This is a genomic window from Halovenus salina (genome assembly GCF_026410925.1).
Taxonomy (GTDB): domain Archaea; phylum Halobacteriota; class Halobacteria; order Halobacteriales; family Haloarculaceae; genus Halovenus; species Halovenus salina.
In genome coordinates, this window is record NZ_CP112972.1 from 1,140,582 (window position 1) to 1,163,140 (window position 22,559).

The following is a 22,559-nucleotide window of genomic DNA, read 5'->3' on the forward strand; positions in this document are numbered from 1 at the left end:
CCGATTTACAATGAACTGATTCGGAATAGATTGTTAAACCCTCCGTGAGACAGTACATTCAATGCAACGCAAGTACGAAAATTATAAGACTGAAATACAAAATCGAATTGAGCAGACCATTTCAGAACTGAATACTCAGCCCGTCCTTTTTATCGGAACTGGTTTATCAATCCGGTATTTTGGGGCACCCAGTTGGGAAGGACTACTTAGGGAAATGGCGGAGTCAGACGCGGTTGTGAGGGATTTTGAATACTATCAACAGACACTAGATAGTGAAGAGGAGATTGGTGAGGAATTTGCTGAGTTATACAAAGAGTGGGCGTGGCCAGAAGATTCAAGCGATGAAAGAGATGAGTTTCCATCTTGGTTATACGATCCCGAAAACGAGACCGATATCTTCCTGAAATACTCCATTGCGGAGTATCTCAAATCACTTATTCCGGATTCAGTTTCGGAATTATCTGAGAGGGATATGAATGAAATTAAGCTACTTGAAGAAATTCAACCCCATGCTGTTATTACCACGAACTATGACACGTTTCTAGAAGATTTTGTTTATACAGATTACGAAAAGGTGATTGGGCAAACATTAATTAGAGAACCATTTGCAAATATTGGAGAGATATTTAAAATCCATGGCTGTACTAGTGATCCCTCAAATCTTGTTCTTACATCGTCAGATTATGAGGAATTTGATTCAGAAAAAGCATATCTGTCGGCAAAGTTACTGACATTCTTCACCGAACATCCCGTCCTTATCGCCGGATACCGACCTAATGACCCAAATGTGAAACGGATTTTGTCGGATGTCAATTCAGTCTTGTCTAACACAGATAGACAAGCAAATATATTTTTGCTGAAATATAAAGAGGATGTTCCGGAGAAAGGTGATTTCAATAAGGAAACTCTGATTGATGTTGGTGACGGTGAGCAAATGGTTGTAAATCACATTATAGCTGATGATTTTGATTGGGTGTTTGAATCGTTCACTAAAGGAGGGGAAGTCAAGGGAGTAAATATAAAACTACTCAGAAAACTGTTGAACAATACGTATGATATTATCCAAGAAGAAGCGCCACGCCGGGAGATTGCTGTAGATACCTTGGAGTCTGTTGCTGATGATAAAGAAGAACTGCTTGATATTCTTGGTATTGCACCTGTGGGGGAAGATACTCCTTCGGCAGAAAGATCTCCGTCTAGTATTTCTGAGGCTGGAGTCCCTATTGGTAAAATAATCCGTAATGATGATGTATCTGATTTGCAGGATCTCCTCGATGATGCTGTTGAATCTTGGGAGGATTATCGAGTACTGATAGAAGATAGAGAAGCAATTTATCCATTTTACAATCAACGAAAGGACTTAGAATTGACTAATATTCAAATCGAGTTTCTCTTTGAAAGTAGCATAACTAATATCGTTCAAGGCTCAGAATGGTTGATTCGATATGACGGTGATATCGATGATTTGCTTTCAGATAAGCTTGAGATTTTAGATGGCCGATCAATTGCTGCTCTTGAAAGGAACTTATTGGCATTAGGAAAAGAGGAAAAATTGCGAGAGATTTCTGAGACACAAATAGCAGAATCTGCGTTATCTTCTGCTGAAGAATATGCCAGTCTATGCGATTCGTCCGCAGAGGAGAGAATTAAGGCATATACTGGTGATGTAGTTAGGTATGATGACAACTATGAGGTAGATAATCTACTTTCAGGAAGTACAGACGTAATTGATTTGCTAGATGATATAATAAAAACTCTGATTGAAGATGATGATAGTTCTCATCGTACAGCCCTGAGAAAAGTTGAATTAATTCGAATCGTAAATTCTCCACTCTGTGGATAATATAATATATATGCTCGCGTGCAGACAGACGACAGCGCGCACCCCCGCGCGGTACGGCAGTTCCCGAGTCCCGACTGTCTGCCGGACTTCTCAGACAGCCAACACTCCTACACCAACCGGTAACCGGTAGGTGGTCACTCTATCGAGGTTTCCACGTCCACCGCAACCTCGATTTCTCCGGTCGAGAGAATATCAGCAACCTCGGCTAACTGCTCCGGCGGAAGCTCGCCAGCGAGGTAGTCCATCGCCTCAGCTTTCGCCTTCCGGTCTTGACGACTGTGCTCGACGGCCGCCATCACAGCGCCGGTGCGCGTGGATTCACCAAACAGGTCTTTCGCGTCATCAAGCACGTGCGCTCGGTACTCTTTGCTTCCGTCTATCCGCATCCGGAACGAGGCCATATCGTAACACGAGCCCCGGGTTCTTAGATTCTTCCGGTCACTGGAACCCCCATTTTCCCCTCGAATCGCCACGAATCAGCACTGTCGGTACTTCACGAACAGCGTAATCGGTTAGATTGAATCGTTGATTTGACCACGAGAAAGTGTCTGGATTAGGATGTGTTCAAGCTCCCCAATCCAGACGGTTATCTTTCGGCGTCGGAGGTAAAAGACGTAGCGGAAGAGGTCATCACTCCACTCCCGTTGCCGGGTGTCGAGGGGAGCCCCCTCGACCCCGGCGATATCTGGCTCGTCGTCATTTTGGCCTGCACCAATCAGACCTCGATTTGGGAAACCTGCAAGGACACCGACGGAACACCATGCGACGACACCGTCTTGACGTGGCTACATACACTCAATCGGCAGTGGCTCGAATTCGTCGCTAACCTCCTACTCGCTCGCCTAGCTATGACGATTCTCGACGCTGACCGGTCGAGAATCGTCTCCATCGACTTTATCGATAACCCCTACCACGGCGATCACTACGCCGATGAAGGCGAACTCTGTTCAATGTCCCCCAAAGATGGGACCACAACGTGTCACCGATACTGTACGGCGTACATCGTTTCCAACGAAAAGCCAGTGACGCTGGCGATGACGTACGTCCGCAACGACGAAGACGAGGCCGACGCGGTCGAGCGCGTGCTCGCCCGCGTCGAGAACTATCCCTTCGAAATCGACCTCCTGCTTGCCGACAGCGGGTTCTACAACGAACGCGTCATCCGCCGTTCCCGTGAGATCGCTGCAACGGTCGTTCACGTTCCCAAGAAAGGTGAGCGCATGAAGGACAAACTCGACGTACACAAGTCGTACATGACGACCTATCGCATGTACAAGGACAGCGAGCGGGAGCTTCAGATCCCGCTCGCGGTCGCAGTCTCCTACCAGAATGGCGACCGTGGCAAACACGGAGAGGTTGTTCGGGGCTACGTCGCCTGTGGCGTTGCTGAAAAGTCACCGAAGAAAGTCGAACGCCTCTACAGGAAACGCTCAGGCATCGAGACGAGTTACCGGTTGCTTCGGCAAGCACGAGGGATCACGACAACGCGTGATCCCGTCGTGCGATTTGCGATAATGCTCGTCGCGGCACTGCTGGAGAATCTGTGGCTCGTGCTCCGATGGGCGGTCGTCGCCCGCCCGCGGCGGGGCGGGCGCGACCTCCCGGAGGAGTTCACGTTCAAGACGTTCTGTGACTGGATTCGGAACGAACTCGAAGACGAGTTAGAGCGACGCTGGTACGTCGAGGCGAACGGTGTGGGTGTTCCTGAGACGTACGGCTCGGTGGCAGCCGCGGGCTGACCGCGGTCAGCCCACGGCCTGTCCGAGGATCCGTCAGCGACAGCTCTCTGCAGCACCGGCGTAAAATTGCCTGTTCTCGTCCGTTTGGTGTGGTAGCTCGTTTCTGCCGTCCGTTCTTTCACAGTGGTTGCGAGAATCTCCCCCAAAATCATACAGAAAGTGATTCGTTTGTGGCGTTCAGATCACGCTGTGTCGACTCGTTCGTGAAGTACCGACTGTGCTCGAAGACGACAGGGTGTGACCGGCGCGGTCGGGCACGAATCGTAACACCGTGACAGCTGGCAAGCCGCTGGCTGAGGGGTCACGCCGACTCGACGCGTTCGTTTCCAGTACGCACGCCGAGTTTCGAGCTCTCGTCGGCGGGGCACAGGCTGTGGCCGCACTGGGAACATATCGGCGACTCAGCGATGTTCACGTTCGGGGCGATGCCGCAGCGGTGATTACTAGCGTTGACCCGGCACGGTCCACAACGCCTGGCGACGAGATTCGGCGACGGCGTGTCACAGCGATTCGAAACGCACTCGCGCCAATCCCACGGGTCACATACCGGACGGTCAGTCGCGGTGAAAACGAACGTGCCCACACGCTTGCAGTCCGGGCACACGACACGGACCAGGGCAGATGAGAGTCGCCGTTGTCTCGGCCCTCGAACCTGAGTCAGTATCAAGTTATTTGATAGCGCAGCACATGATTAATAATATGAGCGAAAGAGATGCAGAGAGAGGAATGATTGTCGCTGGGATGGTCCTCAGCGTTATCACGTTACTCGAAATCTATCCCGCTTGGAAGAACACACGAAGCCGCTCGCAGTGATAGGAGAGTCCCCCGTCATGTGAGACGTGTCGAATCGTGGCTACGGAACACAGCGAGCTGACGGCTTGTGTTCGGGCTGTTAGTCTGTCGACGCCGTTCTGCCTGGTTACCGGTGGTTGTTTCGTTCTGCCCGCCAGATAGCGAGGAAGATGGCGACAGAGACACAGACCATCAGCAGTGCGAACCGTCGGTCGGTATCGAGTTTCAGTGAGTTCATCACGGACAGACTCCTGTTCCGTCGCGAGCACCTAATCGTCGGCGGCGTTTGGCACGTCAGCGTCGAGCGCAGTGTCGACCGGCCGTTTTGGATTCGCAGCCTGTGCCGTCTCGGGCAGTCCGAGCTGGTACTCCTCGGCGTCGGCTCCGTCTCGAAGGCTCGTCCGGCCGCGGTGGACGGCGACCGTGTCATCGGTGTGGAGTTCGATAGCCTCCAGCAACGCCTCGGCCTCCAGGGGCTGTCCGCGGGCCTTGATGTCGTCGATTGTTGCGTCGTCAGGAATATCGAAAGCTCGCTGCGTGATGATCGGCCCCTGGTCGAGGTCGGTCGTCACGTAGTGGGCGGTGACGCCGCCGATACGGACGCCCTCTTCTTTCGCCTGGCGGTAGGCCGCGGCCCCCGGGAACGCGGGGAGCAGGCTCGGGTGGATGTTGATGATACGGTCCTCGTACCGGAAGACGATCTTCGGGCCGAGGATGCGCATGTACCGCGCCAGCGCGATTAGGTCGATTTCGTGCTCGGCCAGGATGTCGAGCATACGGTCCTCGTCGGGCGAGCCCTTGCCGTCGCCGATATCGTAGAAGGGGATGTCAGTCGGCTCGACCAGATGCCGGAGCGTACCGCGGTTGCTGATGACCGCGGCGATCTCGACATCTAGGTCACCGTCGTCGGCGGCCTCCATGAGCGCCTCCAGGCAGTGAGACTCCTTGGTGACACAGACCGCAATCCGCTGGGTTTCGCGGTCGCTCGGAAACCGGACCTGAATGTCGACACCGAGCTCCCGGCCCAACTCGAGCAGGGCGCTCCGGAGTTCGTCCGCTTCGCAGGTCATCTCCTCGGTGTCGACCCGCATCGACATCCGGAACAGCCCGTCACGGACCGCCTGGTCGAGGTCCTCAATGTTGATTCCGCGCTCGAACAGCAGTGTGGTGACACGGGCAATCAGCCCAGTCTTGTCCCCTCCGATAACCGTAATTTCGGTGAGGTCGGTCGTCATCGATACACCTCCGTGCTGCCGTCGAGCGCAGGCATACCCTGTTGAATGCCATCGCGGCTAAAAAGCGTGTCTATCCGCCCTGAGCGACAGAGCTGGGCAACTTGGTTACGGGCATGGACGGCACCAGCCAGGCCGAAGGCGGTGATTGTCACCTAATCGCCTATTCCCGGAGAAACAGAATCGACAGTCCTGAGACGACAGTCACCGCGGCCGCGTGACCGACAACCGCAAACTGGAGAATCGGGTGGCCGACGAGTAATGGCAGGAAGAGTAGCTGGAAGGCAGCAAAGCCGATTGTCGCGGCGTCGAGCCGGCGAAGTCTGGTACGCGACTCGGGAGACAACCCATCTCCGTAGCGATATGTTCGCCAGAGCCCGACCAGGCTCGCCCACCACCCCACACCGATACGGTACATCACGTCCCAGCTGACAACGAGAAGGAGGAACACGAATACGACAGGCGGGCGGTCTCCGAGAACAGTGGTCAGCAGCGAGTTGCCCCCTTGCCGTGGGTCGTAGACGAAGACGTAGACGACCAGCGCGAAAAACGCCATTAGCCCCAGTACGATTTCGATGTGTGACCCAAAGAGCAGGCTCCGGTAGGCGGGCGGCGAGTCCTCTCGGCGGATGACCCGTGACAGTCCGAGCATGAACGCACTACCCGCAACCGAAACAAAGACAGCGACGCTCCCAGCGACCGCCGCCCCGGGAAGGTCGTACCAGAGTGCGAGGACAAGAATCGCGGCCTCGAAACCCAGCAACTGCGCTGCAAGCGCCACGCTCCGGGAGGTCTTGATTCCCGGAACACTGCGGACGATGCTCTCGTAGACCCACTCGGATTCGCCGAGTGCGCGGTCCTCGCTCATGTCGACCGCGCGCTCGTTACTGCGGTTTCGACCGCCTCGTCGAAGGGAGTTAACTCCACGTCGAGGAGTTCCTGTGCCCGCTCGTCTGTCACGACGACCGGATTCTTGAGCCCCTCTATCAGCGGATGAGAGATACTCGGCGGGGTGTCCGTGACGAGGTCGATCCAGTAGACCGATATCTTCGGCGTGAGAAACGGGACCGGAAAGACATAGAGCCGACGGCCCATCACCGCAGCGGTCCGCCGCATCATCTCCTCGTAGGAGAGGACCTCCGGGCCGCCAATTTCGAGCGTTTTCCCGGCCGTCTCGGGCGTTGTTGCAGCCTTGGATAGGTACGCGACCACGTCACTGATTGCGATGGGCTGTGCGGGCGTCCGGACCCACGTAGGTGTAATCATGACCGGAATCCGTTTGACCATCTGGCGGACCATCTCGAAGCTCTCGCTGCCGGCACCGACGACAATTGCCGCCCGAAACGTCGTCAGATCGTACTCTCCGTCCGCGAGGCGGCCTTCGACCTCACGGCGGGAGGCGAGATGCGTCGAGAGGTCATTTCCGGTCTCGCCGAGGCCACCGAGATAGATGAGGCGGTCGACGCCGGCCTCGCTCGCGGCCGTGGCCACGTTGTCGGCGGCCTGTCTGTCGCGTTGTTCGTACTGCCCGCCGGCGTCCATCGAGTGAACGAGATAGTAGACCAACTCGATTCCCTCGAACACGCCGTCCAGCGTCTCCGGGTCGAGAACGTCGCCTTCGACAACCTCGACACGGTCGTCGAGTGTCGCAGTTGCGCGGTCACGGTTCCGAGAAAGGGCACGCACCTCGTGACCAGCCTCAAGAAGCGCCGGCACGAGCGACCCGCCGACAAAGCCGGTCGCCCCCAGCACGAGTATCTGCATAGCTCCGCTACGTTGCAGGTTCTGTTAGTCTTTCCGAACAGAAAAGCGCCGATAAGCCAGTTAGGCCACCGACTCGTTACTCCAGGTCGAACCGGTCGAGCGTCATCACTTTGTGCCAGGCGTCAACGAAGTCTTCGACGAACTTCTCTTCGCCGTCTTCGGCGGCGTAGACCTCGGAGAGGGCGCGGAGTCGGGCGTTCGACCCGAAGACGAGGTCGATGCGGGTTCCCTCCCACTTGAGCTCGCCTGTCTCGCGGTCGTAGCCCTCGTAGATGTGCTCGGAGGATTCAGACTGCTCCCACTCGGTCTCCATGGTGAGGAGGTTCTGGAAGAAATCGTTTGTCAGCACACCAGGCTCGTCGGTGAAGACGCCAAGATGGGTGTCCTGGTAGGTCGCTCCCAGCGCGCGCATACCGCCGACGAGAACGGTCATCTCCTTTGGCGTCAGATTCAGTAGTTCCGCGTTGTCGACCAGCACCTTCTCGGCGGGCTTGTCGACATCGTCACGGATGTAGTTGCGGAAGCCGTCGACCTTCGGGTTGAGCGCTTCGAAGGAATCGGCGTCGGTCTGGTCGGCTCTGGCGTCGGCACGACCGGGTTCGAAGGGAACCTCGACATCGTAGCCGGCCGCTGCAGCAGCCTCTTCGACCGCGACGTTGCCGCCGAGGACGATGAGGTCTGCAAGCGAGACCCGCACGTCGTCGTCGCGGCCGTCGTTGAACTCGTCTTGAATCGCACTGAGCGTGTCGAGAACCGTTGCCAGCTGGTCGGGCTCGTTCACCTCCCAGTTCTTCTGTGGGTCGAGGCGGATTCGAGCACCGTTTGCACCGCCGCGTTTGTCGCTGTCGCGGTAGGTCGAGGCCGACGCCCATGCGGTCTTTGCGAGGTGTGAGACCGACAACTCCGTGTCGCGAATCTCGGCTTTGAGCGTCGCAATCTCCTCGTCGCCGACGAGGTCGTGGTCGACATCGGGAATCGGGTCCTGCCAGACCATCGTTTCGTCGGGTACTTCGGGACCGAGGAATCGCTCGGGTGGCCCCATGTCCCGGTGGGTCAGCTTGTACCAGGCCTTCGCGAAGGCGATACCGAACTCCATCGGGTTCTCCTGGAAGGTCTCCATAATCTCCCGGTACTCGGGGTCGCGCTTGAGCGCGATGTCCGTCGTCAGCATCATCGGCGTCGCGCGGTCGTCGGGGTCCTGTGCGCCCGGCACAGAGTCTTCGAGTTCCTCGCTTTTCGGTTTCCACTGCCAGGCACCGCCGGGTCCTTTCTCGGGCTCCCACTCGTATTCGAGGAGGTTGTTGACATAGCCCATGTCCCACTCGGTCGGGGACTGCGTCCAGGGACCCTCGATGCCGCTGGTAATCATCTCGCCGCCCTTGACATCGTCTTCGGTCTGCCAGCCAAGGCCCATGTTCTCGATTGGAGCGGCTTCTGGCTCAGGGCCGTGATTTTGTTCGGGGTCGTCGGCACCGTGGACCTTGCCGAAGGTGTGACCGCCGGCAATGAGTGCTGCGGTCTGCTTGTCGTTCATCGCCATCCGGGAGAACGTCTGTCGGATATTCTTTGCCGAGGCCATCGGGTCGGGGTTGCCGTCCGGGCCTTCTGGGTTCACGTAGATGAGTCCCATCACGGAGGCGCCGAGTCCCTCCTGAATCTCACCGGGCTCCTCGAAGCGCTCCTGGGTTTCGAACTCGTCTTCAGGCCCCCAGTCGACGGCCTTGTCGTGTTTGAAGGCGTCTTCTCGGCCGCCAGCGAAGCCGAAAGTCTTGAATCCCATCGACTCGATTGCGACGTTGCCCGCAAGAATCATCAGATCTGCCCAGGAAAGGTTCTTGCCGTATTTCTGTTTGACCGGCCAGAGCAGCCTCCGCGCCTTGTCGAGGTTCGCGTTGTCCGGCCAGCTGCCAATTGGTGCGAACCGTTGGCGACCGCCAGCCGCCCCGCCACGACCATCACTTGCACGGTACGTGCCCGCGCTGTGCCAGGCCATCCGAATCATGAACGGCCCGTAGTGGCCGTAGTCCGCCGGCCACCAGTCCTTGGACGTCGTAAGTACCTCCTCGATGTCGGCTTTCACCTCGTCGAGGTCGAGGCTCTCGAACGCCTCTCCGTAATCGAACTCCTCCCCAATCGGGTCGCTCTGCTCGGCGTTCTGGTCGAGAATCTCCAGACTCAACCGATTTGGCCACCAATCTTGATTGGTCTTGCTCATCACCACTAAATTGTGTTGATGGAGTATTAATATTGTCGAACTCGAAAGGAAATCTCTGCTCCAACACAAGCAATCTATCGATTGTGTTAATTTTCTGCAGCGAATTCCCGGTCCTCGGACTCTCGGTACTGGCCTGTGTTCTGTTGAATGGACAGACTGTTTGGTGGCGTACAGGTTTTTATGATTGGTACGCAAACATACGACGGAATGACACAGTCCGCCGGAATCACAATCTCTGTGCTTCATGTCGACGACAACCCCAGCTTCAGAGAGCTGACCGTCTCGCTGCTCGAAGAAGCAGACGAACGGTTCGTCGTAGACACCGAGGCCAGTACAGCAGACGGCATGGAGCGTCTGCGCCGACAGGAGTACGACTGTGTGGTTTCGGACTACGAGATGCCCGGCAAAGACGGAATCGAGTTCCTGCGGGGAGTCAGAACAGAGTATCCAGACAAGCCGTTTATCTTGTTCACCGGGAAAGGCAGCGAAGAAGTCGCCAGTAAGGCGATTTCTGCGGGTGTGACCGACTACCTCCAGAAAGAGAGTGGCACCGAGCAGTACGCTGTACTCGCCAATCGTATCACAAACGCGGTCGACCGGTACAACGCCCAGCGCAAGCTGGACCAGCTTCGTGAGCGGACGCGAGAACTGATGTACACCGAGACAATCACGGAGACCGCCGAGTATGCAGTCGAGGCGGCCAACAACATCATCGGTGCGCCACTGAGCGGTGTCAACATCGTAAACGACGCTGAGACGTGCCTGAAGCCAGTCGCGGCGGCGGAGTCGGTTCCAGAGGTGTTCGGCGACGCCCCGGTCTTCAATCGAGACACACCCCCGGGGTCGACCGATGCGCTCGCCTGGGAGGTCTTCAGAGCAGGCGACCCCGTCCGCATCGATTCGCTCTCGTCTTCGGACTGTGTGACTGACCCAAGTCCTGCCGAAAGTGTGATTCTTCACCCGCTCGGCAACCGCGGAGTATTCATTGTCTCCGCTCCAGAGCAAGCGGCATTCAACGAGACAGACAGCCAGCTCGTCGAGATCCTGGCGAACTATCTCGAGGTTGCGTTGGATCGGGTCGAGCGTGAACAGACGTTGCGAACGCGCCAACGACGCCTCGAGATGCTCCATGAGGCGACTCGCGATCTCGTTCGTGCGGAGTCAGAACAGGTGATTGCCAAGCGCGTCGTCGACGCCGCACAGGACGTACTTGATTTCTCGATCGTCTCTGTGCGACTCTACGACGAGCAGGCCGGTGGACTCGTCCCGGTAGCGGTGAGCGCAAACCTTCCCGACCTGCTGCCTGAGCGGACGGTATTCTCGCCCGACGGTGAGAGCCGTAACTGGGAGGCGTTCGACGCCGGCGAGGTTCACGTCTACGATGACATCGAAGAGGTCGAGTACGCTGTCGACCAAGACACAGGAGTCCACAGTTTGATGATTCTGCCGGTCGGTGAGTTTGGGACGCTCGCCGTCGGCGACACGGTCGTTGGTGTCTTCGACGAGACTGACGAGTTCCTCGGACGTATCCTCGCGACTGCGGCCGAAACAGCACTCCAGGACCTGCGACGGCGGAGCAATCTCCAGGACCGTCGGGACGAACTAGAGCGACAGAACGACCAGCTCGACGAGTTCGCCAGCGTCATCAGCCACGACCTCCGGAATCCGCTGAACGTGGCCAGCCTCCAGCTCGAGCTGGCACAAGACGAGTGCGACAGCGAGCACCTCGACGCCGTCGAGCAGGCACACGAGCGGATGAATGTCCTCATCAAGGACCTCCTCACGATGGCCCGACAGGGCGAGCACGTCGGCGAGCTGGAGACGATTGCGCTCGGTTCGCTCGTCGAGGCCTGCTGGCGTACTGTCGACACCGCAACCGCGTGCATCGAGACCGACGCACCGGTCCAGATGCGTGCCGACAGGAATCGGCTGCAACAGTTGCTCGAGAACCTCATCCGAAACGCGGTCGAACACGGCGGCGACGACGTGACCATCACCGTCGGGACGCTCGACGACGGGTTCTACATCGCCGACGACGGCCCTGGTATCGACGAATCCGGCCGCAAGAGGGTTTTCGAAACCGGCTACTCGACATCGGCGGAAGGGACCGGGTTCGGGCTCGGCATCGTCAAGCAGATTGTCGTCGCACACGGCTGGGAGATTGCCGTCACTGAGAGCGAGGACGGCGGTGCCCGCTTCGAGGTGACGGGCGTCGAGTTCGTCGACAGGTAGTGCGCTGGCGTTCACAATACTTATCGGGAAACGTCGAAAAGAGCGGATGATGAAGGTCTCGGTCGTCATCTGTACCTACTCGGCTGACGTGTACGACCACTTCTGTGAAGCCGTCGAGAGCATCCGGACCCAGACCTACGACGACATCGAGCTGATTCTCGTCGTCGACGGGAACGAACAACTCTACGACCGCGTGGTCGAGGATTACGGCCACCTCTCGAACGTGAAGACACACTGTAACGAAAAGAACGTTGGCCTCTCCGGAAGCCGGAACAACGCCCTCGAGTACGTTACCGGCGACGTGGTCGCGCTCATCGACGACGACGCAATCGCAGACGAGCGGTGGGTCGAGGCGCTCGTCTCGGTCTACGAGTCGACCGACGCAATCGCCGCCGGCGGCCGGATGACGCCTCGCTGGGTCGCAGGCAAGCCGGGCTTTCTCCCCCCGGAGTTTTACTGGCTCGTTGGCGTCAACCGACCGGGGTTCGCTGAGGATGGCGAGGAGGTCCGGAACACCTTCGGCTCGAATATCTCCTTTCGAACGTGGGTCCTCAAAGAACTCGGCGGCTTCGAGACACAGGTCGGCCGCCAGGGCGAGGCGAATCTGCAGGCCCACGAGACCGAGTTCTGTGCTCGGATGCGCGAGGAGTACGGCCGCGGCGTCGTCTACAACGCCGACGCAACGGTCGGGCACAAGGTCTTTGAATACCGGACGGAACTACGCTGGCTGCTCGAACGGGCGTTCTGGCAGGGATACTCCAAGCGGGCGATGGAGACAATCGTCACGGAAGACTCGACCGACAAGGAGACCGAATTCCTCGGTGAGTTGCTGTTCGACGCTGCTCCGTCGCGTCTCGGGTCCCTCGCCCGCGGCCCCACGGTTGCGAAACTGCTCCAGTTCGTGATGTTGTTCGTGCTAACTGGGCTCGTCGGGATTGGCTACCTCTACGGACTTGTGAAGTGGCGGGACTGACCCACCGACACGTTACTCGTTGAACAGGACCGTGAGTCGGTCACCGACAACCGGTCGGAGTCCGACGAGGCCAACGAGCAAGACGGAGTTGAGCGGCTCTGACTCGTAGACGTGATTCAGCATGAAGTAGGTAATGATGCCGAGTGCGAGGCTGAGAATCCACGCGCTCGCAGCGACCCGGCCAACGGTCGATTTGAGTGACTCAGCCAGTTCTGCCCGCGTTCGCGTCAGCCCCAGGACGACGGCGTACACGACAACGGGCACGGAGACGATAGAGAGCAGAATGTGTATCGCCAGCATTGCCCGATACACGGTCGTCACCAGGTCCGGCGCGACGATTGCCTTCGTCTCGCCGCCACCGACACGGAAGACGTAGACGACGAGAAAGAGCAGAATCAGCGAGAACGCTATTAGCATCGAGGTCGCGTGTTTGCTAATCTCCCGCTGTGAAATGAAATAAACGCCGGCAAGCAAGGCGGCCAGCGCACCAGTGTTGATGACCGCGATGAGGTGAGTCAACAGGTCGACGGTCCCTTTCGAGAGGTCCGGGTAGAAGTCGACGATACCCAGGAAGGTCCCGATGACGAGCCCGTATCCCAGCACCGTCACCGCGACAGTTACCGCCACCGGACGGTCGCGCGCACTCGATTTGAGCGTATGAGCGACGGACATAGCGGAGGTTAGGACTGCCGTTAAAACTCTCTTTGGATTCTTCCTCCCGCCCCACAAACGGTTTACCGTCCCCAGCAAAATGTATCGTCGATGAACAGAAAGCGAGTCAAGCGCGTTGGAGTGGTCGGTCTCGTCGTCGTACTGGGTGTTGTTGCGCTTGTCGGCATCCTCTTTGTCGCCGGCATCATCGGCGTGCCCGACGGAGGACTGGAGGACAACGACTGGGGTGAGGTCGACGACGAGCGAATCGGCGTCGTCACGACGGTCTGGCTGGAGAATCCAAACCCAATCGGCGGCGGTGACGCCGATGTCGAGTACGCTGTCGCGTTACAGGGCGTCGATCTCGCCGAGGGCGAGGGAGACGGGCTGAGTCTCCCCTCGGGAGAGAGCACCCACCAGTTCCGGACAGACCTCTTCTACGACCGCCTTCCCGCGTGGTGGCACGCACACCTGACGAACGACGAGGTGAGTGCGGTTCGCGTGAACGCGACGGCGAACGTCTCGGCCGGTCCGGTTTCGGGGTCGCCGTCGGGCAGCTACGAGGACAGTGTCGACACCGACATCGAAGGGGCGCTCGACCGCGGATTCTCGACGTTCGAAGGGAGCTACAGCGCGACTGGTACCGACCTGCGTGGGCCAGACGGGACGGCGCTCGAACCGACCGTCGACGTGGAGTCGGTCACCACCGAGTGGGGCGAGGTGACGGAGAACCAGACGGAGATTCTCGTGAACGCCTCGATTCACAACCCGAACGCATACCCCATTCCAACGCCCGCCTTTACCGGCTACCTCGCGATGAACGAGATACGGGTCGCCGACTGGAACGCGAGCGAGGTCGAGGTGCTCGACGTGACCGAGGAGGGGACGATTCAGCCGGACACGACCGAGCAGCGGACCTTCCGAATCGAGATGGACAACGGGAATGTCCCCGAGTGGTTTGCCACCCACGTCGACCGCGGCGAACGTAGCGACGTCGAGGTCGCCGGCCAGCTCGCCTTCGAACTCAGCGGGAACCGCCTCACGATTCCACAGCAGGAAGACGGTCTGTCCTGTTCGTTCGACCTGACGACCGCTATCTTCGTCGACAACCAGACGACTGATATGCAGTTCGAGGAGTGTGGAACCACACCGCTGTCGATTGCACAGGGCGAGCTTGAGGCCGCCGGAGCCACGCTCGATCTGACAGAGACTGACTGGTGGCGCGATTTCGGCTCCAATGACGACGGAGACGACGACGACGACGGGCTTTTCTCTGTGAGAGAACGGCAGCCAGATTTTAGTCTATCCGCTCACCACTGCGGCCTATGAGCCCTGAAGAACACCCGTTTGCAAACTCGAACGTCCGGATACTGCTCGGACTGATGAGTTCGCTCACAATCGTGGTCGTCGCGGTCCTGTTCGTCGACGACGCGCTACTCACTGCTCTCATGGTCGGAATTGCGGCCGTCGACGCGGTCGTAACCCCGTACGTGTTGGGGCTGGCAATCGAAAACGCCGAAAGCGAGGAGCCGAGACACCAGGTATAGATGACAGCAGCTATCGATGACCTCAGGACGGTCGCCCGGTATCAGTTCGGTCCCGACGCCGGCGACGCCCTGTTTCCACAGGCGGAATCACTCGACGTGACACGAACGAGTTCGGGCCGTCCGCGCCAGATTCACACCGACGACGGCCGTATCGCAACGTACGAACGCGACGGGCGATTCAGGCTGGGAATCGCGGGGGGAGAACGCCTCGACAGCAGCCTGCCGGCAGACGCCTACCGGGTCGTCGTCGACGACGAGAGCGAACCGTTCGTCCGAGAGGGTCGCAACGTCTTCGCCAAGTTCGTCGTGCGCGCAGACGAGACAATCCGACCGCGTGATGAAGTGCTTGTCGTCCACGAGGACGGGAGACTCCTCGGCGTTGGTCGGGCAGAGCTTTCTGGTGAGGGGATGCTCGCCTTCGAGACCGGGATGGCTGTCAAGACCAGAGAAGGTATCGACTCCTGACCCGGCCCGTGCCACCCGGAGACCCGAGTCTTTAGGAGGGGCGGGCCGCATAGACGAGACACATGAGTGAGATGAAGGTCGATGTCCGGAAGTTGGGGGTCTTCAACAAAATCTCCAAGGAGGGGTCTCGGCAGGTCGCCGACAGCCTCAACCAGATGGCCGGACTGGACGCAGAAATCGAGGTCGCCAAGATCAACTTTCTCCACATGGAGGACGTGAAGACACATCTCGGCGACGACAAACAGGTCGGCATCTTCGTCGAGTTGACGGACTCACCGAATGGGTACGTCCTGTTTGTCCTCGACCCGGAGGACAGCAAACAACTCGCACAGTCGATGATTCCCGGCGAAGGAGGGGGCGATGACTCCAGTGGCTTCAGCGACATGGAGCGGTCAGCTATCCAAGAGATCGGCAACATCATGACCTCTGGATATATCGACGGCTGGGCCAACGTTCTCGACACGACAATCGGCATGGGGACGCCGACGTTCACCTACGGCCCCACAAGCAAGATTATCGAGAAGATGGGAGGATGGCCCGACGAGGACCTCGTGTTCGTCCTCGATTCGGAGATTCTCGCGCCAACCACCGACGTCGACCTCACTGTCTACACCTTCCCACAGATTCACGACCTCGTCGACCTGGTTAAACGGCTCGATGTCGATACCGATATCAAGGCAGATATCTTCGCCGACGAGAGCCTCACGAACAACTGAGACGGTTGTTCGTGACTCTTTTCAGAGTCAGGTCATCAGACGATACTTCCACACGCTGAAAGCCAATATTGGCCGACTATAGCAGTACGTAATCGCGAACAACCGTCCGATTACCACTCGCCGTCGTCTTTGAGTACCTCGACACCAGGAAGTGGTTTTCCGGTGAGGGCGTTGATGTACGCGCCGCCAGCAATCGAGACGTGTGAAAAGTCCGCTTCGTCCATCCCGTACATCTCGATGGCCCGGGAGGTGTCGCCGCCGCCGACAACCGAGAAGCAGTCGCCCTGTGCGATTGCATCCAAGACTCGGACCGTCCCGTCGCTGAACCGTTCGTCCTCAAACATGCCGAGCGCACCTTTGACGAAGACCGCCTCGGAGTTGGCGGCGATGTCAGCGTACTGCTCTGCGGTGTCCGAGCCGACATCGAGGTAGTCGTGGTCCTTGTTTTTGACCTCGGCGACGGTCACCTCGGCGCGCTCGTCGGCTCCGTCGGCGTAGGCGAGGTCTGTCGGATAGACGAGGTCGCTGGGGTGGTTCTCGATGAGGTCTGCGATCTGCTCGCGGTTGGCCAGCCACTGACTCTCGTAGAGGTCGTTCTCGTCGATGTCTCGTCCCACGTCGTAGCCGACCGCCCGCAAGAAGAGTTCGCCGACGACGCCACCAAGCAGGAAGTTGTCGACCTTGTCTCGAAGTGTCGTCATGACCTCGATGACGTCGGTCGCTTTCGTGCCGCCGGCGACCATCGTCACCTCGCCGTCAAACTCCCTGGTTGCAATCGCCGAGTTGGCCTCGTACTCGTCGGCCATGACCCGACCAGCGTAGGCGTCCATTTCGAGCGGGAAGCCGACGACAGAGGCGTGCTTGCGGTGGGCTGCCGAGTAGGCGTCACCCACGTAGGCGTCGAACTCAGGGGCGAGTGTCCGGACGAGAGCGCTCTGGGCGTGTTCTTCGGGATCCCGTTCCGGGAGTTCGTCGTCGGTCATCCGGACGTTTTCGAGCAGAACGACCTCGCCGTCGTCGAGATACTCGATTGCATCGAGTGCCGTCTGCCCGTACGTGTCCGGAACGTACTCGACGGGGTGGTCGATGTGCTCCGCGAGGATATCGGCGTGCTGTTCGAGCGTGACGAAGGTGTCACGTCCCGGCCGTCCCTGGTGAGCGAGCAGGGCGACGCGGTGGCCGGCGTCGACGAGTTCCCTGACGGTTCGTGCGTGCCGGGCGAACCGGCGGTTGTCCTCAACGACGCCGACCGAGACCGGCGAGTTCAGGTCGAGGCGGGAGAGCACTCGCTTGCCGTCGCCGAGGTCGTCCAGTGTCCGGTAGCTCATTGTGTGCTCTTCGACAGAGGAGCTACTAATAGACCCCGAAGTCCTGGTCGGTGAGACCGCTCCGAAGTGATTAAGACGCGTTCAGCCGAACGACCTGGTATGCAGAAACTCATCATTCGAGGGGACCCCGGCATCCGGAAGGGTGCACTCATCGAGTACGACGGCGAGGAGTTCGTCTGCTTCGGTATCAACCGTCAGGGCGACTTCCACGGGCCGGCAGACCCCCAGCTGTGGTGTACTGTCGGCTCTGAGGACGAGCGCGAGGATTACGAGCGCCGAAACTACATCCCGATGCATCTCGACGTTGAGGCCGTCGACGCCGACGAAATCGACGTCCACCAGGCCCGCGCTTGACCAAGAACTCAGTTTCCGAGGGCTGCCTGGTCGACTTTGTATATTCTCACATCTTCCCAGGACTGAGCGACGGTTACGGCGTCGAGTTCGCCGACAGTTACCTCGAAGTACGGCGAATTACGCTCTGCTGGGCCGACGTAGACGTATTCGACGCCGTACTCGGCGAGTAGGCGTCGCTGTGTCTCGGCCTCGCCGCCGTACATCGTGTGGACATCCCCGACACGTTCGTTGTAGACCGCATCGCCGCGGTACTGTGCCTCGTGTGACCAGCCGGCGACCGTCGGAAGACCTGTCAGGCTCGCGGGCGCGGCCGAACCGTCTCCCTCAGCGGGATTCCACCGATAGCCCGCCGGAGCAGTCGTGAGAATCGTCGGCTGTCCCTGCTTCGTGTCCAGCCAGCGAATCGCCGGAGCCTCTGCCGGGAAATGGACCTCCAGATACGCCGTCCCGTCAAGTGTCGTGCCGACCTCGTCTGTCGTCCGTGTTCCCGTATCGACGTGATTCTGAAGTGCAAAGCCTGCGTATGGGACTGTCAGGACGACAAGCACGGCCGCGAGGACCGTTCCGACACGCTGGAGACGGTCGGTGTCTATGCCGTCGGTGTGGGGCCACCCCGAGGCGAGGCGGGGGAGCGCGACTGCCGCGCCAATCGCCCAGAACAGCCAGACGTGGACGTACGGTTTGAAAATGACGTTGAACCGCTCGCCTTCGATTGTGATCAGTTCGACGAGCAGAACCAGCCCAGCACCGGCGACGACCAGCACCGTCTCGAAGCCGACAGCCTCCCGGTCCAGCAGCCACCAGCCGCCGAGAATCAACGGGAGCGCGACCCCGACCGCCGCGACGCCGAGTACGGTCGCGACTCCAACCACGAGAAAACAAGCCCCAAGCACCAGACCTAGGCGGGCACGGGCGTCCTGCTCTCTGAGCGCACGGGCGAGGTAGAAGCCGATAGCGACCAGGAAGCCCCCGAGAACGACGACGAGCGGACCGAGCGGCGTCCACTGGTCCCAGTAGCCGACAGACTGGTCGGGCGTTCCGAGAACGACAGCGGCCCAGAACGGGAGTGTCCAGACAACCGCACCCAGAGCAACCACGGCGACAGAAAGCGCCGCGAAGATGAGCCGTGACACCTCGTCGTGGACGCGGCCCCGGTCAGCGAGCGGGAGCAACCGCGACCTGACCGCACTGGGGAGCAGTTCGAGTGGATTCTCGGGGACGAAAAACACCGTGAGTGCCGTCAGACCAAGCGCAGTCGGCAGCGACCACAGATTGACGAAGCCAAGAAAGCCGACAAGCGGCGGGAGAAAGCCAAACAGCAGGAGTCGGCGGTGTCGGGCCGGCGAGCGCCAGAACGCGAGCAACAGTCCAGCGACGAGCAGCATGAAGGGCTGGCTCAGCATGTGAGCGTGTAAATCGCCGTTGAGCCACGCGAACAGCGGGAACTCCGTGGCCGCGGTGAAGCCGCTGTCGGGGTTTCCTGGCTCGACAGGGATGACGCGGCTCGCGTCCCAGTACGAGAAGTCGGCTGGCGACCAGGCCGCGACACCGGCGTCCATGCCGGCCCAGGAGGCAAGCGGCTCCGCGGCTCCATCGGGAAGCAGCCACGCCGCCAGCCGGAGGGCGGTTTCGAGGTTGCTTGCGACGCCGACGAAAAACGCACCGAACGCGCCGGCAGCCCACCGAGACACGTCGTACGGCCGGACGATGGAGGCAGCCAGGGCGTACGCTGTCACGAGCAACGTCGCGTAGACGCCAGCGAGTCCGAGGTTGTAGGCGTAAGCGGTGCTCGTTCCGGTGAGCGTCGACAGCAGTGAAACGAGCAGGTGGCCGCCGTAGTAGTATTTGACAGACTCGCCGGCGAACCACATCGACTCAGGCGGGAGCGACCCCGACCGTTCGAGCGTGTTCAGGAGGCCGAAATCAAGGAACTTCTCGCCGACTGCAACGGGCAGCGGTGCCACAGAGGGGTCGATTCCTCGGATGACGACGACGAGTGAGAAGGCCGCAACGAACACCAGTCCGTACTCTGTCAACCGGTCGGGGTCGAGGTCGACTTCAGTCCGGCCGGCGGCTGTCACAGAGAGGGCGAGCAAAACAGCCAGTCCCGCGAGCAGCGCAGGCCAGCCGAATGCGACCTGGCCGACGAGATGGGCGACGACACCAACAACCGCGAGCGCGAGCGGAATGGCGAAGCCGATGTACTCCGTCTCCGGCAACAGCCACGCCGAAAGCGGGAGGGCTGCGAACCCGAGCAACAGGAAGACAGCCATCCAGAGGACGACCAACCCCAGTTCCATTACCAGGTGTGGGGACACCGGAACAGTTACCTCTTTTGGGTTGTCAGCGACCAACGGCCCGGTGAAAAGGCCTACAGGTCGGCCTCGAAAGCGATTGCTTCACCGCTGTCCGCGCTGACTTCGGTTATCTCCGGAGAGGGTCTCGCAGTGCTCAACACAGCACTCAGTATCCCGCTCGTGAACTCGCTTCCGTGCGGGAACGAGTCGCCGTACGGCCAGTTTGTGGTCGCGCTGACACGGAGTGAGCCGCCGTCTTCGGACCACCGGAACTCGCCGGCCGGCAAGTCCTCCTGAGAGTCCCGGAAGGCTGCTTTGTGTGTCTCGTTGAGCGTCTGGAGAACGGCAGTCGGCTCGCTTGCCTCGGCCGGGATGCCTTCGCCGACCGACTTGCCAGCTTCCAACATCGTCGCCGACCCGGCATCCTCTGCCAGTGCGGCGACCGCACTCCTGACTGCGTCCTGACTAACCCACTCTTTGTCGCCGTACGGGTCGATGCCGTTGTCTTCGAAATGAGACGACGCCTTCCGCTGAAACACCGGCGAGACCTTGCCGAACGATTCGAGAAATGCTTCAACGTGTTCTACGTGTACCTTGGTATCCGACATACCCGTCTGAACGGGTGGGCGACGATTGGCTCTTGGCCCGAAGTATTTCACATGTTCAAGACACGGCAGTACCAGCCGGTTACGGGGCGTCGTCTGACAGTGTGTCGACCAGCCTGGCTAGACCGCGATGGAGACGGCCAGACACGGCTGCTGCAGAGAGCCCCAGTTCGTCGCTGATTTCCTGGACTGATGTCTCCTGTGGGACCGCAAAGTATCCCATCGAGTGGGCGGTCAAAAGCGCCTCCCGTTGTTTGTCGGTGAGACTGTGCTCGGGCGTGTTCGGCGTGAACTCCCCAGCACTCATACGTTCGATGTCGAGTGCGAGCCCGTAGTCACGACAGTCGTCGACAAACTCGCCGAACTGCTGTCGGTCCGGAAACAGCATCCGGACAACCCAGTTGTCGGACTCCGTGCGCGCATGGAGAAATTCGCCGCCGCGGTCGAGTGCGGCAAGATAGCCTAGTGTCTCCAGAATCTCGCGTTCGTATTGGACGTGGTAAGTCAACCGCTCTGGCCCCTTGTGGACCTTACGCCAGGCCGATACGGTGGTGTCCCAGTCGAGCGTGTCCTCGAACCGCGCGGCGTCTTCGGTCCTGACAGCGAAATTGGTTCGCTGGACGTGGTCGCGGCCGACGTTGGTCCGAGTCGCTCGTAACTGCGCGTCGAAATCGCTGCGCAGTGTCGGACCGAGAACCGTCGCGTCGTATCGGAACTGTGTGAGCATGTCCGTCTTTTCGGGTGCGATTAAAAAACCATTTCCCCAACAGCGACGACAACCAGCGCCTCACTCAGTGACACGCTGGTACAGCGTCTCGATATCGTCGGCGATGGCGTCGATGGTGAACTCCTCGGATTTCTCGCCGGCGGCGTCGCCGAGTCGGTCCCGCTCGTAGGGGCTGTCGATCAGCCGCCGGAGCGGTTCGACGAAGGTCTCGTCGGCCTTGAGACAGTGGGCCCCGTCGTCGAGCCACTCGTAGGTCTCGATGTCGCGGATGACAGGCGGCTTGCCGGCGGCCATCGCCTCCAACAGTGCCATTCCCTCGTTCTCGTTTTTCGACGGCCAGAAGAGGATGTCGCCAGCGGCGAACGCTCCCGTGATGTCCTCGACGTAGCCGGTGAACGTGCAGTTCTCGGGGGCAGACTCGACGAGTTTCGTCGTCATCCGGCTGCGGAGCAATCTGTCGACGGTGCCGCCGCCGGGGTTGAGATAGCCAAACCACACGAAATCGATGTCGGGCATCCGGCGGGCCGTCTCGACAAACGAGCGCAGTCCCTTCCGCTCGATGACGTGGCCGACCATGAAGACGACCGGCGGGTCGAGGTCGTACCGGTCGAGATACTCCTGTCGGAGCGCGTCGTCGTCGTGGCCGTCGATTTTCTCGGGGTCGAAGCCGTTGCTGATGACGGTTTTGGGTACGTCGGTGTACGTTTCGAGGACGCGTCGGTTGTGGTCGGTCGGACAGACGATGTGGTCGGCAAGCGAGTACGCATACGAGAGATACGGGCGTGCCGGCTTCGAGAGTGCAGTGAAAAACCGGAAGCTCTCCTTGAGGTCCTCGGCGGTCTGGTGGCCGTGGACCACGACGGGCACGGCAGCACGTTGGGCCCGTTTCGCGTAGTACAGCGAGCGTGGCCCCATATTGTTGAGATGGAGAACGTCGGCGTCGAGGGTGGGCTCAGTCGTGTACTTGATTCCCTTCCGGTCGAGAATCGTCCGCTGGTTTTCCACGGACTGTGCATGCCCACCCGTGATATGAGACTCCCACTCGAAGTAGTGGCTGACACGCATGTGTCGGCTCGATG

At 59.6% G+C, this 22,559-nt stretch carries 21 protein-coding genes; 10 read left to right on the forward strand and 11 right to left on the reverse strand.

Translation table 11 applies throughout. From position 1 onward, the window contains the following. Window positions 1–61: 61 nt before the first annotated feature. Entirely contained in the window at window positions 62–1,843 is a 1,782-nt protein-coding gene (locus tag OSC37_RS05745) for an SIR2 family protein (protein WP_267163640.1), read from the forward strand. Between the two features lie 134 nt (window positions 1,844–1,977). Here the strand turns inward: OSC37_RS05745 and OSC37_RS05750 are convergent, their stop codons facing one another. Beyond that, a complete protein-coding gene (locus OSC37_RS05750; protein WP_267163641.1) occupies window positions 1,978–2,244 on the reverse strand; it encodes a DUF7692 domain-containing protein in 267 nt (88 codons plus the stop codon). 159 nt (window positions 2,245–2,403) lie between these two features. On the opposite strand from OSC37_RS05750, the gene OSC37_RS05755 reads away from it, so the two are divergent. Both OSC37_RS05755 and OSC37_RS05760 read left to right on the forward strand, forming a co-directional pair. Then, a complete protein-coding gene (locus OSC37_RS05755) occupies window positions 2,404–3,582 on the forward strand; it encodes an ISH3 family transposase (protein ID WP_267161275.1) in 1,179 nt (392 codons plus the stop codon). 271 nt (window positions 3,583–3,853) lie between these two features. Then, window positions 3,854–4,207 (forward strand): reverse transcriptase-like protein, encoded by a 354-nt coding sequence (locus OSC37_RS05760; protein ID WP_267163642.1) that lies wholly within the window; start codon window positions 3,854–3,856, stop codon window positions 4,205–4,207. A 436-nt stretch (window positions 4,208–4,643) separates the two neighbouring features. Here OSC37_RS05760 and OSC37_RS05765 read toward each other — a convergent pair whose 3' ends face one another. The 4 genes from OSC37_RS05765 to katG form a co-directional block, all read right to left on the reverse strand. Then, window positions 4,644–5,609 (reverse strand): formyltetrahydrofolate deformylase, encoded by a 966-nt coding sequence (locus OSC37_RS05765; protein WP_267163643.1) that lies wholly within the window; start codon window positions 5,607–5,609, stop codon window positions 4,644–4,646. 160 nt (window positions 5,610–5,769) lie between these two features. Then, window positions 5,770–6,474: a DUF7530 family protein gene (locus OSC37_RS05770; protein WP_267163644.1), complete on the reverse strand. Its 705-nt coding sequence runs from the start codon at window positions 6,472–6,474 to the stop codon at window positions 5,770–5,772. Beyond that, window positions 6,471–7,370 carry an NAD(P)H-binding protein gene (locus OSC37_RS05775; protein ID WP_267163645.1) on the reverse strand — a complete coding sequence of 300 codons (900 nt, stop codon included), beginning with the start codon at window positions 7,368–7,370 and terminating at the stop codon, window positions 6,471–6,473. The genes OSC37_RS05770 and OSC37_RS05775 overlap by 4 nt, the downstream gene beginning before the upstream one ends. A gap of 76 nt (window positions 7,371–7,446) precedes the next feature. Continuing rightward, the gene (katG, locus tag OSC37_RS05780; RefSeq protein WP_267163646.1) at window positions 7,447–9,585 is read right to left on the reverse strand and encodes a catalase/peroxidase HPI; all 2,139 of its coding nucleotides are present in this window, start codon (window positions 9,583–9,585) and stop codon (window positions 7,447–7,449) included. A 207-nt stretch (window positions 9,586–9,792) separates the two neighbouring features. On the opposite strand from katG, the gene OSC37_RS05785 reads away from it, so the two are divergent. Both OSC37_RS05785 and aglG read left to right on the forward strand, forming a co-directional pair. Further along, complete coding sequence (locus OSC37_RS05785) at window positions 9,793–11,817, forward strand: hybrid sensor histidine kinase/response regulator (protein WP_267163647.1); 2,025 nt, start codon at window positions 9,793–9,795, stop codon at window positions 11,815–11,817. 49 nt (window positions 11,818–11,866) lie between these two features. After that, the gene (aglG, locus tag OSC37_RS05790) at window positions 11,867–12,790 is read left to right on the forward strand and encodes a glucosyl-dolichyl phosphate glucuronosyltransferase (RefSeq protein WP_267163648.1); all 924 of its coding nucleotides are present in this window, start codon (window positions 11,867–11,869) and stop codon (window positions 12,788–12,790) included. Between the two features lie 12 nt (window positions 12,791–12,802). Here aglG and OSC37_RS05795 read toward each other — a convergent pair whose 3' ends face one another. Continuing rightward, window positions 12,803–13,462: a DUF420 domain-containing protein gene (locus OSC37_RS05795; RefSeq protein WP_267163649.1), complete on the reverse strand. Its 660-nt coding sequence runs from the start codon at window positions 13,460–13,462 to the stop codon at window positions 12,803–12,805. A 90-nt stretch (window positions 13,463–13,552) separates the two neighbouring features. On the opposite strand from OSC37_RS05795, the gene OSC37_RS05800 reads away from it, so the two are divergent. The 4 genes from OSC37_RS05800 to OSC37_RS05815 all read left to right on the forward strand — a co-directional run bounded on the left by OSC37_RS05800 (window position 13,553) and on the right by OSC37_RS05815 (window position 16,169). Next, entirely contained in the window at window positions 13,553–14,770 is a 1,218-nt protein-coding gene (locus OSC37_RS05800) for an LEA/WHy family protein (protein ID WP_267163650.1), read from the forward strand. Then, window positions 14,767–14,988, forward strand: coding sequence for a hypothetical protein (locus OSC37_RS05805; protein ID WP_267163651.1), 222 nt, complete (start codon window positions 14,767–14,769; stop codon window positions 14,986–14,988). The genes OSC37_RS05800 and OSC37_RS05805 overlap by 4 nt, the downstream gene beginning before the upstream one ends. Continuing rightward, window positions 14,989–15,453, forward strand: a complete 465-nt coding sequence (locus OSC37_RS05810) for a PUA domain-containing protein (protein ID WP_267163652.1) — start codon at window positions 14,989–14,991, stop codon at window positions 15,451–15,453. It abuts the gene before it with no gap. Window positions 15,454–15,515: 62 nt separating this feature from the next. After that, the gene (locus OSC37_RS05815) at window positions 15,516–16,169 is read left to right on the forward strand and encodes a chemotaxis protein CheC (protein WP_267163653.1); all 654 of its coding nucleotides are present in this window, start codon (window positions 15,516–15,518) and stop codon (window positions 16,167–16,169) included. Between the two features lie 110 nt (window positions 16,170–16,279). Here OSC37_RS05815 and OSC37_RS05820 read toward each other — a convergent pair whose 3' ends face one another. Continuing rightward, entirely contained in the window at window positions 16,280–17,497 is a 1,218-nt protein-coding gene (locus tag OSC37_RS05820; protein WP_267163654.1) for a phosphoglycerate kinase, read from the reverse strand. Window positions 17,498–17,596: 99 nt separating this feature from the next. Here OSC37_RS05820 and OSC37_RS05825 point away from each other — a divergent pair, with 99 nt between their 5' ends. Further along, window positions 17,597–17,851, forward strand: a complete 255-nt coding sequence (locus OSC37_RS05825; protein ID WP_267163655.1) for an HAH_0734 family protein — start codon at window positions 17,597–17,599, stop codon at window positions 17,849–17,851. 8 nt (window positions 17,852–17,859) lie between these two features. Here the strand turns inward: OSC37_RS05825 and OSC37_RS05830 are convergent, their stop codons facing one another. From OSC37_RS05830 to OSC37_RS05845, 4 genes are all read right to left on the reverse strand, one after another. Beyond that, window positions 17,860–20,151, reverse strand: coding sequence for a DUF2298 domain-containing protein (locus tag OSC37_RS05830; protein ID WP_267163656.1), 2,292 nt, complete (start codon window positions 20,149–20,151; stop codon window positions 17,860–17,862). Between the two features lie 71 nt (window positions 20,152–20,222). Beyond that, window positions 20,223–20,756, reverse strand: coding sequence for a hypothetical protein (locus OSC37_RS05835; RefSeq protein ID WP_267163657.1), 534 nt, complete (start codon window positions 20,754–20,756; stop codon window positions 20,223–20,225). A 79-nt stretch (window positions 20,757–20,835) separates the two neighbouring features. Further along, window positions 20,836–21,480 (reverse strand): helix-turn-helix domain-containing protein, encoded by a 645-nt coding sequence (locus OSC37_RS05840; RefSeq protein WP_267163658.1) that lies wholly within the window; start codon window positions 21,478–21,480, stop codon window positions 20,836–20,838. A 60-nt stretch (window positions 21,481–21,540) separates the two neighbouring features. Beyond that, window positions 21,541–22,545, reverse strand: a complete 1,005-nt coding sequence (locus tag OSC37_RS05845; protein ID WP_267163659.1) for a glycosyltransferase family 4 protein — start codon at window positions 22,543–22,545, stop codon at window positions 21,541–21,543. Window positions 22,546–22,559 lie beyond the last annotated feature (14 nt).